General features: G+C 48.1%; 11 protein-coding genes. All 11 read left to right on the top strand.

Annotated features, from left to right (window positions below):
- Window positions 1-90 precede the first annotated feature (90 nt).
- The 11 genes from ABNK31_RS00385 to ABNK31_RS00335 all read left to right on the top strand — a co-directional run bounded on the left by ABNK31_RS00385 (window position 91) and on the right by ABNK31_RS00335 (window position 13,807).
- Complete coding sequence (locus tag ABNK31_RS00385) at window positions 91-1,518, top strand: tetratricopeptide repeat protein (RefSeq protein ID WP_418893805.1); 1,428 nt, start codon at window positions 91-93, stop codon at window positions 1,516-1,518.
- A 20-nt stretch (window positions 1,519-1,538) separates the two neighbouring features.
- Window positions 1,539-2,030: a hypothetical protein gene (locus tag ABNK31_RS00380; protein ID WP_418893804.1), complete on the top strand. Its 492-nt coding sequence runs from the start codon at window positions 1,539-1,541 to the stop codon at window positions 2,028-2,030.
- Between the two features lie 64 nt (window positions 2,031-2,094).
- Window positions 2,095-3,096, top strand: a complete 1,002-nt coding sequence (gene floA, locus ABNK31_RS00375) for a flotillin-like protein FloA (RefSeq protein ID WP_418893803.1) — start codon at window positions 2,095-2,097, stop codon at window positions 3,094-3,096.
- Window positions 3,097-3,098: 2 nt separating this feature from the next.
- Window positions 3,099-3,965, top strand: coding sequence for a nucleoside phosphorylase (locus tag ABNK31_RS00370; protein WP_418893802.1), 867 nt, complete (start codon window positions 3,099-3,101; stop codon window positions 3,963-3,965).
- 52 nt (window positions 3,966-4,017) lie between these two features.
- Window positions 4,018-6,834, top strand: a complete 2,817-nt coding sequence (locus tag ABNK31_RS00365; RefSeq protein ID WP_418893801.1) for a M16 family metallopeptidase — start codon at window positions 4,018-4,020, stop codon at window positions 6,832-6,834.
- Between the two features lie 196 nt (window positions 6,835-7,030).
- Complete coding sequence (locus ABNK31_RS00360; protein ID WP_418893800.1) at window positions 7,031-7,666, top strand: HmuY family protein; 636 nt, start codon at window positions 7,031-7,033, stop codon at window positions 7,664-7,666.
- A gap of 9 nt (window positions 7,667-7,675) precedes the next feature.
- Window positions 7,676-9,904 carry a TonB-dependent receptor gene (locus ABNK31_RS00355; protein ID WP_418893799.1) on the top strand — a complete coding sequence of 743 codons (2,229 nt, stop codon included), beginning with the start codon at window positions 7,676-7,678 and terminating at the stop codon, window positions 9,902-9,904.
- A 193-nt stretch (window positions 9,905-10,097) separates the two neighbouring features.
- Window positions 10,098-11,039 (top strand): ABC transporter permease, encoded by a 942-nt coding sequence (locus ABNK31_RS00350; RefSeq protein WP_321578944.1) that lies wholly within the window; start codon window positions 10,098-10,100, stop codon window positions 11,037-11,039.
- Window positions 11,027-11,986: an iron chelate uptake ABC transporter family permease subunit gene (locus ABNK31_RS00345; protein ID WP_418893798.1), complete on the top strand. Its 960-nt coding sequence runs from the start codon at window positions 11,027-11,029 to the stop codon at window positions 11,984-11,986. The genes ABNK31_RS00350 and ABNK31_RS00345 overlap by 13 nt, the downstream gene beginning before the upstream one ends.
- Window positions 11,983-12,741, top strand: a complete 759-nt coding sequence (locus tag ABNK31_RS00340; protein WP_321578945.1) for an ABC transporter ATP-binding protein — start codon at window positions 11,983-11,985, stop codon at window positions 12,739-12,741. Before ABNK31_RS00345 ends, ABNK31_RS00340 begins: the two co-directional genes overlap by 4 nt.
- A 139-nt stretch (window positions 12,742-12,880) precedes the next feature.
- On the top strand, window positions 12,881-13,807 hold the full coding sequence (locus tag ABNK31_RS00335; protein WP_321579429.1) for a siderophore ABC transporter substrate-binding protein: 927 nt from the start codon (window positions 12,881-12,883) through the stop codon (window positions 13,805-13,807).
- Window positions 13,808-13,880: the final 73 nt, after the last annotated feature.

The following is a 13,880-nucleotide window of genomic DNA, read 5'->3' as shown; positions in this document are numbered from 1 at the left end:
AAAAACATATTCTTCAAAGATATTGTCGGGTTTTGGGGATAAATTTTAAACTTTATTACTACCTTTGAACGATAGAAATTAGCAGCAAATATGAAAATCTTTCGCTTTTTCTTTATTATCGTTTTATGCTCCTTTTGCATTGGTTTGAAAGGACAAACATTTGACGACGCAAAAAGCCTGTATCAGGAAGGCCGTTATGCAGAGGCTCTGCCGGTTTTTAAAGCCGAATACGAAAATGCCCCGAATGATGCTTCGTTGAATGAATGGCTCGGCATAAGCCTTTTTAAAACAGGCGACTTGCTGTCGGCCGAAAAACACCTCGCCTTTGCAGCGCAAAAAAAGCGTACCGACGCATCTCTTTATTTGGGAGACTTATACGCAAAGACCTATCGTTTTGAAGAGGCTGAGAAGGAGTTCGAGAAATATCGGCGCGCCCAACGCCGCAACAACGAAGCGATTGCTCTTCTGGAAGAAAAAATCGAATATGCGGATAAGTTAAGACGCGCCGTCCGCCGCACGGAAGATATTCCGGTCATAGACAGCCTTATGGTTCCCAAACGTGATTTTTTATCGGCCTACTACTTAAGCGCTTCGTCGGGCTCCATCATGCCGATGAAGGATTTTTTCAAAGACGCTTCGCCCGACGGCGGGCAAACATTGTATATGAACGAACGGCAAGACAAAGTCTATTATGCGGCGGGAAACGACTCGACCGGTTACGATTTGTATTCGATGGAAAAGCTGCTGAACTCTTTTGGCAATGAAAAAAAATTGCCGGCTTCGGTCAATGCCGATGGCAATCAAGCGTATCCGTTTGTCATGCCCGACGGGGTGACGCTCTATTTCGCTTCCACCGGACATGAGTCATTGGGGGGATATGACTTATATATCACGCGCTATAACACAGCATCGGATTCGTATCTGAATCCCAATCAATTGAATGTACCCTTCAATTCGCCGTTCAACGATTATATGATGGCGATCGATGAGGAGAAAGAAATCGGATGGTTTGCCACCGACCGCTTCCAGTCTCCCGATTCGGTATGCATTTACACATTCGTTCCTCTAAAGGAAGTGAAACTTGTGGAGAGTGACGATGAGGCGTATGTGTCGCAACGGGCTAAAATCACTTCTATCGCGGACACCTGGAAAGAGGGTGTCGATTATGCGTCGTTGAGGGCAAAAGCGAAAGAACAAAACACGGCCGAGCAAGGACAAGGACAGAAGTCCGATTTTTCTTTTGTGATTAACGATGCCGTAACCTATCATCGGTTGGAGGACTTTAAAAACGCTTCGGCACGAGCGCTTCTCTCGAAAGCGATACAACTGAAACAAGAGCAGAAACGCTTGCAAGACGAGTTATCGGCTCGGCGTGATCAGTTTGCGAACGGGAATGAAAGCGGAACGGTACGCTCGTCGATTCTTGCTTTGGAAAAAGAAACGGAATCCATTCGCCAGGAAATAGCCCAATTGGAAGTTCAGGCCCGCAACGAAGAAATCCGGACAACTTATCAATAAACTCTTGCACACAAACGCTTATGACTTTTAATGTTATCATCGTAATTACCGTAGTCGCATTAGGTATTCTCTTTCTGCTGATTGAGATCTTTTTATTGCCGGGAATCAGTATTGCCGGAGCGGCCGGCGGAATTTTTCTGATCGGCGGCATCGTCTATGCCTATCTCTTTCTCGGCAGTACATCGGGAAATATCACGTTAGCGACATCGTTACTCGTGTTAGGCATTGCATTTGTCGGCTTAGTCAAATCGAAATCGCTACGGCGCATCGCTTTAAATACCGATATTAAAGAAACGGTCGACAACAGCGACCTGAAGCAAATCCAAAAAGGCGATATAGGGGTTACGATGTCGAGACTGAATCCTATCGGCAAGGTGATAATCCGAGAAGTAATTGTCGAAGGAAAGTCGTTCGACGGCGAATTTATCGAGGAAGACACCGAAATCGAAGTCGTTAAAGTCGATACCTATAATGTGCTGGTGAGAAGAACAAAGAGTCAAGAAAATTTATAATTCATACATCATACATCATAATTCATAATTCATACATCATAATTCATACTTATAATAAAAGCCTATGTCATTCGGTTTAATTCTTATTATCGCAGTCATTGTCATATTCGTATTGATATTCTTTCATTACGTGCCGTTTTTTCTTTGGATCAATGCCCTCTCGGCAGGCGTCAACATATCGTTGGTTCAACTCTTTCTGATGCGGTTGCGTCGTGTACCGCCGCACACCATCGTGTATGCGATGATCGAAGCCCATAAAGCGGGATTGAAAAATATCACCCGCGACAACCTCGAAGCGCATTATCTGGCAGGCGGGCACGTCGAAAAAGTCGTGCACGCACTGGTATCGGCTTCGAAAGCCAATATCGACTTATCGTTCCAAATGGGTACCGCTATCGACCTCGCAGGACGCGACGTATTGGAAGCCGTGCAAATGTCGGTGAATCCGAAAGTGATCGACACGCCGCCCGTTACGGCTGTAGCCATCGACGGAATCCAATTGATCGCGAAAGCGAGGGTAACCGTACGCGCCAATATCAAACAATTAGTGGGCGGTGCGGGCGAAGAAACCATTCTCGCCCGTGTGGGAGAAGGTATCGTGTCATCTATCGGTTCCGCCGCATCGCATAAATCGGTGCTGGAGAATCCCGATTCGATCTCCAAACTCGTGTTAAAAAAAGGGTTGGATGCCGGAACCGCTTTCGAAATATTATCCATCGATATTGCCGATATCGATATCGGCAAGAACATCGGCGCCGTGCTGCAAATGGATCAGGCGCAAGCTGACAAAAACATTGCGCAAGCCCGTGCCGAAGAACGCCGCGCCATGGCCATTGCGTTGGAGCAGGAAATGAAGGCCAAAGCGCAGGAAGCCCGGGCGAAAGTGATCGAGGCGGAAGCCGAAATACCTATCGCCATGGCCGAAGCATTCCGCAACGGCAACTTCGGCATCATGGATTATTATCGTCTTCAGAATATAAAAGCCGATACCGACATGCGCGACGCCATTGCCAAGCCGCAAGGAGGAGCCGACGCTAAATCACAAGGAACTATCACAAACAAATAATTATGAGAATCATACCGGAGTCAGAACTCATTATCAATCCCGATGGGAGCGCCTTTCATCTTCATCTTCGTCCCGAACAGCTATCGGACAAGATCGTGATGATGGGAGATCCAGGGCGGGTTACCCTGGCGGCTTCGTTTTTAGACACTGTGGAGTGTGATGTGCAGAGCCGCGAATTCCATACTATCACCGGTACGTATAAGGGCAAGCGCATTTCGCTCGTTTCGCATGGTATCGGAACCGATAATATCGATATCGTCGTAACGGAACTCGATGCCTTGGCCAATATCGATTTCGAAACGCGCACCGTCAAACCCGAATTCAAACAACTCACCATGGTACGTGTAGGCACATCGGGGGGATTGCAACCGCATTGCCCCGTAGGCTCGTATGTGGTGTCGGAAAAGTCCATCGGCTTCGACGGCCTTATCCATTACTATGCCGACTCGAAAAAGTTCCGAGACGAAGAATTCGAAGAAGCTTTTCAAAAGCATGTCCATTGGTCGCCCTATCACTGCTCGCCCTACGTTGTCGATGCGGATGAAGAGTTAGTCGATCGCATCGGGCATGATATGATCCGCGGCGTGACCATTTCAGCTATCGGGTTTTATGGGCCGCAAGGACGGTATGTACGATTGCCGTTGGCCGATCCGGATCTGAACACGCGCATCGCCTCTTTCCGGTACAATGACCACCAGGTAACCAATTACGAAATGGAGAGCTCCGCCATTGCGGGACTCAGCCGTTTGATGGGACACAAAGCCATGACGGTTTGCGCCATCATCGCCAACCGGGTAGCTTTGGAGTCGAATACCGATTATACCGGTTCCATCGAAGACTTGATGAAAATAGTCCTTGAACGGATCTGAACTTCATTCTTTTAGTAAATCAATAATTCGTAAATTACAAGACAATAAACAGATGAAAAGAGTATTATCATTATTGCTCCTGATGGCAAGCGTTTGCTTGATGGCGCAACAAAATCCGGTTTTACCGACCGATCCGGCAGTGAGGACCGGAAAGCTGGAAAACGGCTTGACCTACTATATCCGGCAGAACAAAACGCCTGAAAACAGAGTCGACTTCTATATCGCTCAAAATGTAGGATCGATGCAAGAGGAAGATCCTCAAGCCGGACTGGCCCATTTCCTCGAGCACATGGCGTTTAACGGCACCACGCACTTCCCCGGAAAAAGCATGCTGAATTATCTTCAAGACAACGGCATACAATTCGGCGGCAACATCAACGCCTATACGTCTTTCGACCAGACCGTATACTATATCAGCAATGTCCCGGCTGACAATAAGAATCTGGTCGACTCGTGTATTCTGGTTCTGTACGATTGGTCGTGCGGCATCGCCCTCGAAGAGGAAGAACTCGATAAGGAACGCGGCGTCATCCGCGAAGAGTGGCGCACACGCGGCGGATCGCAACAACGATTAACGGATAAATTGTTGCCGGCGTTATATCCCGGCAGCAAATACGCCAACCGCATGCCCATCGGCAGCATCGACGTAATCAACAACTTCAAGCCGGAAGAAATCCGCGCTTATTACCACAAGTGGTACCGCCCCGACTTGCAGGGGATCATCATTGTAGGAGACGTCAATGTTGATGAAACCGAGAAGAAAGTAAAAAACCTCTTTTCGGGAATCAAACTCGACGAGAACCGGGCAGAAAGAGTCTATTTCCCTGTTCCCGACAACGACGAACCCATCGTAGCCATAGCGACCGACAAGGAAGCACGCAATACGCTGATCCGCTTGTTTTACAAACACGATGCCGTTCCCCGCGAAATGCTGAATACACAGGCCGGTTACATGATGAATTATGTCACCAATGTGGCGGCGATCATGTTCAATGATCGTTTTAACGAAATCACCCAAAAGCCGAATGCCCCCTTTACATTTGCACAGGCATACAATTCCGATTACTTCGTCGCCAAAACCAAAGATGCCTGGACGGTAGTCGCCGGATCGGCCGAAGATAAGGTGGACGAGGCGTTGGCCGCTATCGTACGCGAAACGGAACGGGTGAAGAAGCATGGTTTTACGGCATCGGAATATGAACGTGCGCGGACCAATTTGTTACAAAGTGTGGAAAACGCGTATAACAATCGCGACAAACAAAAAAACAACGCTTATGCCGAAGAATATGTCCGTAGCTTTACCGACGGCGAGCCAATCCCCGGCATCGAATACGAATATCAACTATTACAGTCAGTCGCGCCCCAAATACCGGTCGAGGCCATCAATCAAACCATTCAACAACTGATCGGTGAAAAGAATATCGTCGTAGCCGTGACCGGCCCCGAGAAAGAAGGACTGACCTATCCGGGCAAGGACGAGTTACTGGGCGCGTTGGCTTCGGTGAAGGCGGAAGAGATAGAACCGTATGCCGAAGAAGTATCCGATGAACCGTTAATCGCCGAACCGCCTGCTCCGGGAACAATTGCCGAGGTGAAGAAAGACGAGGCTTTCGGCACAACCGTTTGGAAACTATCGAACGGAGTGACGGTCGTCTTGAAAGACACCGATTTTAAAGACGATGAAATCCGCATGATGGCATTCAGTTACGGCGGCACTTCGCAATATGTGGTTCAAGATCCGGTGAACGCCAAAATGGCCGGTCAAGTGATGACGCTGGGCGGCGTGGGAAATTTCAGCACCACCGAACTGCCCAAAGTGCTGGCGGGCAAAACCGCTTCGGCACGCCCGATTATATCGATGACGACGCAGGGCTTCGCAGGCTCTTCGTCTATCAAAGACTTTGAAACGATGCTTCAGCTCGTATATCTTTACTTCACGGCGCCCCGCACCGATCAGGAAGCGTTTGCGTCATTTCTGCAACGCGCTGAAATACAAATGAAAAATATCGAAGCGGAACCGTCGGTGGCTTTTCAGGATTCCATCCTAAAAACAATCTACGGCGATAACCCGATTACAAAACGAATGAAAGCGGAAGATTTGAAGAAAATAGACTACCCGCGCATCATGGAGATGTACAAACAAAGTTTCGTCAATCCCGGGAGCTTCGTGTTCTCTTTCGTCGGCAATATCGATGAAGACGCCGTTAAGCCGGTTATTCTTCAGTATTTAGGATCTCTGAAAGGAAAGTACGCACAGAACACGTTTATTCAAGTGCCGCTGGATGTGACAAAAGGCCGTCAGAAATCGTCTTTCGAACGGGAAATGCAAAATCCGAAAGGATCGGTTTACAACGTCTACAGCGGCAAGACCGAATTCAACCTGAAGAATAGTATTCTGATGAGCATGTTCGAGCAAATCCTTCGTATCGTTTACACCGAAAAGGTTCGCGAAGACGAAGGAGGCACTTACGGTGTCGGCACCAACGGATCGATTGCCCGGTATCCGGAAGGACAAACGTTGCTGGAAATCAGTTTCGATACCGATCCCGATAAAGCAAATCATCTCAACGAGATTGTTGAAAAAGAATTGAAAGCGGTGGCGGAACAAGGCCCGCGTCAGGAAGATTTTACCAAAGTAAAAGAACACATGGTAAAAAAATATGACGAAGACAATAAAGAAAACGGTTATTGGCTGGGACAATTGCAGAGTAAATATTTCTACGGACAAGATCGCCACAGCGATTATCTGACGATTCTCAATACAATTACACCCCAGCACGTGCAGGAATTCGCCAAAACCTTCCTTTCGCAAGGAAATGAAGCTACGGTGATTATGTTGCCGAAAAAGGCTGTAGAAGAAAAAAAATAACATCTCGTTTTTCCCAATCAAAGAAAGGATGCAATCTTAAGGGGTTGCATCCTTTTGTTTGTTAACATGTCATCCTCATAAATAAGTATATTTAGCCTGAAAAATCATTATAAATGAGGATTGCAATCTTTCCCCTATCCCTATAACTTTGTATTTCTATTTATTCTACAATTAATTAAATTAAAATACAGAGAAAATGAAAAAATATCTGGTAATGGCGGTTATCGCCCTTTGTGCAGTAGCGTGTGGTGATGATGATGAACCGACACCAAAAATAACTGAAGATGAGAAAACTATTGATGCGACAAGTTATTCCGATTGGACTTACATTAATTTAGAAACGGGCGCCACCCAAGTGGTGAAGGATTACAGTAAGTGGTATTATGCAGGCGACAAGACTTATGCCGAAGCTCAGGCGAAAGAGTCGGATATTACAATAGACTGGCATATTGCCATTCATCGTTTTAATGTGAAAACAAATAAAGGAGGCGCTGTTGAAACTTCGGCAACGGCACTGTCCGATCTTACGACCATCCCTTCTTCAGGTTATACGACCGATGTAGAGATAACGACCGATAGTAAAGTGATTACCGATTTGTCCAAAATGATGTCGGGCAATGTGGGTTATGCTTCATCGGGTACTCTCAATGAAGTCCTCGGCAATTGGGTCACAAGAAGCGGTTCTATGGGAGCTTTTGTTTACACCTTGTCCGGTAAGGTTTATGTCGTAAAATTTGCAGACGGTAGTTATGCTAAACTGAAATTCACAGACCATAGCAATGCCGAAGGAACAACGGGCCATGTGACTTTCGCTTACGAGTACGTGAAATAACGATAGGGCATGAAAAGAACATGGACTATAATCTTTCTGCTGTTAACGGTGACTATGGTCACCGTTTTTGCCGAAAACGACCATGATGCGGACCGTCGGACAGTAAAAGGGATCGTGGTCGATGAAAATGGCGAACCGCTTCCCGGTGCGTCTGTGTTGGCTGTTGGAACGACTATTGGCGCCGGTACCAATGCGAAAGGAGAATTCTCTATCCAACTGCGTGACGACAAGGAGCAGGTTTTACGTATTTCTTTTACGGGATATCAACCTGTGGAAATGAGCGTAAACCTGAAGACAAAACCGGATTTATCGCCCCGAATTCAATTGCAGCCGGCACCGAATGAATTGAATGAGATTGTTGTGACCGGTGCGCGGATCGAGCGGCCGTTGAAGGATGAGCCGGTTCTGACGCGCATTATTTCGCAGAAAGATATCCAGGCCCTAAACCCGATGAGCATAGAAACGCTCTTGCAATATGAGCTTCCGGGATTACAGATTGTCTATAACTCCATGAGCCAGTTACCCGAGATTAAATATCAAGGGATGGAAGGCGAGTATCTATTATTCCTTATTGACGGCGAGCGAGTCAGTGGCGAAGGAGCCGACCATAATGTAGACTTTACTCGTTTCAATATGGATGATATCGAACGTGTTGAGGTTATAAGGGGGTCGCAGTCCGCGGTGTACGGATCGAATGCGTTGGGTGGCGTGATCAATATCATCACCAAGAATGCCGCCCGTCCGTTTACGGGCAATGCAAGTATACGCTATGCCGGAACCAACGGACAAAGATACACCGTTTCCGCCGGAACAAAACAAAATAAATTTTCGTCCCTGTCAAGTGTCACTTACCGTACGCGGGATGCTTATACCATAGGCGATTCCGAAGGCAAAGCGACGACCACCGTCGACCCTGACGGAACAACGATTGAAGAGAAGGCGAACGCCAGTACGACGACGGTTTACGGATATGAGATATGGGATGCATCCCAAAAGTTCGGGTACGCGTTTACCGATAAATTGAGCGCTGACCTCAAAGGCACATTCTATCATAATAAGCGTGATATCCGGGGGAGTAATAAATACCAGGATTTTTTCATCGACTATACAGTGAGTGGAAAAATGAAATACCTGATAGATGAAAACCAGCAGCTAAGCGTATCCTATATACACGATACTTATAAGAAGGATAAGGATTATTTTGTGGCCGGGTTCACCCGTACGGATTATCGTAACCGGACACAGACGGCACGGGCGGATTACGCCGGAACTTTCGGCTCGCATACCCTGAGTGGGGGGATAGAAGGCAACTTCGAATACCTGAAACACTATATGATAAAGGACAGCGCCGATGCCAGCGTTGAAACCTACTCCGCCTATCTGCAGGAAGACTGGAAAATTACTCCGCGACTGAATGTCATTGCCAGCCTACGGGGAGATTATCATCATGTCTACCATTTACATGTGACCCCTAAAATCTCTGCGATGTATCGTCCTTGGGAAACAGTCACCCTACGTGCCGGATATTCCCAGGGGTTCCGTTCTCCTTCGTTGAAGGAATTGTATCAGGAGTATGATATGGGAGGATTGGGTATTCTGATGCTCTATGGGAATCCGGATCTGAAACCTGAAACGAGCAACCAATACACTTTGTCGGCGGAGTTTACGAAAAATGGATTGAACTTTTCCGTCTCCGGTTATCATAACCGTTTCAAGAACAAAATTGCGTATGCCTCATTAGGGGACGGCTCACAAGACATGCAATATGTGAATGCGGAAAACGCGAAGACAACGGGTGTAGAAGCGATCCTGCAAATGCGGATGGACTTCGGACTGACGGTAACCGGATCGTATGCTTATGTGGATGATTATCAGGAAGTGAATGGAAGGAATACCTCGGATGTCCGTCCTCATAGCATTACCTTTAATGCCCTGTATGCACGCAAATTCGGTAAAATCGGGACCCATTTCTCCCTCAACGGGCAATGGACTTCCAAACTGGATACCTATTCGTTTCTCACTTCCGGTGCATACCAGTGGGTCACGTATGATGCGCGCACCATGTGCACGCTCAATGTCGGGATGACTTTACCGAGAGGCATCACTTTGAATTGCGGTGTTGACAATTTGTTCAACTTTAAGGACAAAGCATCGGATAGTTCTTTGCAGTTGCCGCAGAAAGGTATCAGCTTATTTGGGACATTGAATATCAATCTGGCGGATTTAATAGGTTTATAACCTGTAAAGAATACCTACTTTCGGGGAGTAACGATCTCAAAAAGGCCGAAAGAATACCTACTTTTAGGTATTGCTGAAAACCTAATACTCGTTTATCTTTGCCTTTCGGTTTCTGAAAGGTGCAAATTCCAACTTTGCGCGGGCAGAACCCACACGATTAAGGGGTCTTTTGTCTCTGTTTGTTGAAATTATTTTGAAAATAATTATATTCATACTTGTTTTAGGTGTCTGTGCGGCGGCTTCGTTGTTTATAGGGGTGGCGGACATCACGCTGTCCGATTTATTAAGCGGGCATCCGGAAGCATGGTCGTTGGTATCCATCAGCCGCATCCCCCGCACGATGGCGCTTTTATTGGCCGGTGCGGGCATGAGCATCTCGGGAGTGGTGATGCAGCAAATGACGCAAAACAAGTTTGTAGCCCCTACGACTGCCGGAACCCTGGAAGCAGCGAAGATGGGGCTGCTGGCATTCATGATTCTTTTGCCCTCGGCAGGGACCTTGTGGAAGATGCTGTTCGCCTTTGCCTTTACTTTCGGAGCCAGCATCGTCTTTTTGACGATTGTCCGGAAAATACGGTTCCGCAACGTGATTTTCGTGCCGTTGGTCGGCTTGATATTCGGCGGCATCATCGGGTCGATCTCGACGTTCTTTGCCGTGAAGCTGAATATCGTGCAAGACACGAATGCCTGGATGATGGGCGATTTCTCGGGCGTGCTGCAAGGCCGTTACGAATTGATTTACCTGAGCCTGCCCGCCACGCTGCTCACGTATTTCTACGCCAACAAATTCACGGTCATCGGGATGGGCGAAGATTTTTCGAAGAACCTGGGGTTGAACTACCCTGCGATAATGAATATCGGATTGTTTTGCGTGTCGCTCACCGTCAGTGCGGTGGTCATCACGGCCGGGGTGATTCCCTTCCTGGGGCTGATCGTCCCGAATGTCGTGAGCTTGCTGTTTGGCGACAATTTAAAGAAAACACTGCCGTATGTGGCATTGTGCGGAAGCATTTTCCTTTTACTGTGCGATATTCTGGGGCGTGTGGCCGTCTATCCGTATGAAATACCCATCGGGGTGACGGTCAGCATTCTTGGCGCGATCATCTTTTTAGCATTCATCTTATGGAAAAAGTGACGGGCGACAAGGCAAAATTGTGGATAGCCGCCGGGGCGCTGGTCGCGGTGATTGCGTTATACCTGTTCTGGCAAATGGGCGGCAGTTGGCAGTTCGCCCTCAACCTGCGCTATGTAAAAGTACTCGCCATACTGGTTGTGGCATGTTGCGTGGCCTACTCGTCGGTGGCTTTTCAAACCATCACCCACAACCGCATCCTCACGCCGTCGATCATGGGTTTCGAGTCGGTGTACCTGCTCATCCAAACCATCGTGGTGTTTGTCTACGGCGATAACACCTACCGCGTACTGAGCGATTGGGGCAATTTTGCGATATCAATCATCGGCATGGTCGGTTTCGCCTTCCTGCTTTACCTGCTCATTTATAAGCGAGGAAAAGACAATCTCTACCTGCTGCTGTTAGTAGGAGTGGTGACAGGCATTTTGTTCAACAGTCTCAGTTCGTTTATGCAACTGCTCATCGATCCCAACGATTTTTTCATTGTGCAAGGGAAGATGTTCGCGTCGTTCAATAAAATCAACCGCAACCTGCTCGGGATCGCCTCCGTCATCATGCTCGTAACGCTCTATATCGGCATGCGATTGGCCCGCTACCTCGATGTGCTGGCATTAGGACGCGATCAGGCCATCAATCTGGGACTGAACTACAACCGCATGGTGCAGCTATTCCTGGCGCTTATCGCCGTACTGGTATCGGTGTCGACGGCGCTCATCGGCCCCATTACCTTTCTGGGACTGCTGGTGACCAATCTCACTTACGAGCTGTTCAGGACATACCGCCACCGCGCCCTGATTACGGCGTGCTGCCTCGTCACGGGCATTACGCTACTGGGCGGACAGTTCGTGATGGAACGCCTGTTCAATTTATCCATTCCCGTAAGCGCCATCATCAACTTTGCGGGCGGGCTTTATTTTATGTATTTACTCTTACGTGTTCGCAAAATATGATTGAAGTAAAAGAACTATCGAAGCAATTCGGAAAAAAAGTGGTGCTCGACGGCATCGACGTGCAATTTCCAAAAGGGAAAATCACCTCGCTTATCGGCAGTAACGGGGCGGGCAAAAGCACGTTGCTGTCGGTGATCAGCCGCCTGCTGGCTCAGGACAAGGGCGTGGTAAGGGTGGACGAAAAAGATATTCATGCGTACAAAAACAACGTGTTGTCGCAGCGGCTTTCCATCCTCAAGCAATCCAATCATGTCCGGCTGAAGTTGACGGTGAGGGAACTGGTGTCGTTCGGACGTTTTCCCTATTCGCAAGACAACCTGACCGCTCACGACCGGCAGAAAGTCGATACGGCCATCCGGTTTCTTGACTTACAAGATATCGAGAACATGTATATCGACGAGTTGAGCGGCGGACAAAAGCAGCGGGCCTACATGGCTATGGTGGTGGCGCAGGATACCGACTATCTGCTGCTCGACGAGCCGCTGAATAATCTCGACATGAAACATTCGGTGCAGATAATGAAAACCCTGCGGAGACTGGCAAACGAGCTCGGCAAGACGATTATCATTGTGCTGCACGATATCAATTTTGCGTCGCATTATTCCGATTATATCCTTGCGCTGAAAGACGGAAAGGTGCGCTACTACGACACGACCGAGCGCATAATGAACGAACGGGTGTTGGAAGATATCTTCGGAATACCGATTTCGATCATAGAGTTCAACGACAAAAAAATATGCAATTACTTTAATTGAGGGACAAATGGTAAATGACAAATGACTAATTACAAATTACTAATGACTAATTACAAATGACTAATTACAAATGGCAAATGAAGTCTAAAGACGTTCGACAGACATTCGACTGGAGACTATTCATTATAACTAAAGAATTATGAGAACAACTGTTTATTTCGTTATATTGGCTGTCGCCTTTGCTTCGTGCGGCGGGGGACAGCAAAAAAGAGCGGGCGCCGAAGGGCAAACCGTTACGATCGTACATACTCTGGATACGGTGGAGGTGCCCGTAAATCCGCAACGGGTGGTGGTGCTGGACTTCTCGGCGCTCGAAAACCTCGATTATCTGGGCATCAAACCGGTCGCTGTTCCCAAATCGGGAATACCGAGCCATTTGAGCCGGTATAAAGACGACGCGTCGATCGCCGATGCAGGCAGCATTGTGGAAATTAATCTGGAGAAAATCAACGAAGTGCAACCCGACCTGATCATCCTCGGCGGGCGGCTCAGGGATTTTTACGACGACTTGTCCAAAATCGCCCCCGTGATTTACCCGTCGGTGTATGATGCCGGCGATTTCCTGACGGCTTTCGAGCGTAATCTCGACGATCTTGGAAAGATTTTCGAGCGGCAGGACGATGTGGAGACGGCATACGCCGATATCCGGGCGAAAATCGACACGGTACGCCAAAAGGTCGCCGCATCGAACGAGAAAGCGCTCATCGTGTTGCATAACAAAGGACGTTTCAGCGCTTACGGCAGCGGCTCCCGCTTCGGCATCATCCACGATGTGCTGGGCGTGCCCGAAGCCGCCGAAGGATTGGGAACGCACATTCACGGCAATCCCATATCGAGCGAGTTCATCGGCAAAGTCAATCCCGACATCCTCTTTATCGTAGACCGCAGCGCGGTGGTGGCTAACGACCGCCTGGATAAGAGCGAGGTGGAAAACCAGCTTGTCCGCCAAACCAATGCCTACAAAAACGGAAAGATATTCTATCTGAATCCCGAGATGTGGTATCTGGCCGGAGGCGGAATCACGTCCGTCAACGCCATGATCGACGAGGTGGCGCAAGCCTTCTAAGGTGAGACTATCCTAAAAGGAACAACCGTTGACAGGCAGCACCTCCCCGTGAACGGTTGTTCATTAATTCTAT

It is taken from the genome of Limibacterium fermenti (assembly GCF_041902845.1).
Taxonomy (GTDB): Bacteria; Bacteroidota; Bacteroidia; order Bacteroidales; family Dysgonomonadaceae; genus Limibacterium; species Limibacterium fermenti.
This window is presented reverse-complemented; position numbering and strand designations above follow the sequence as displayed.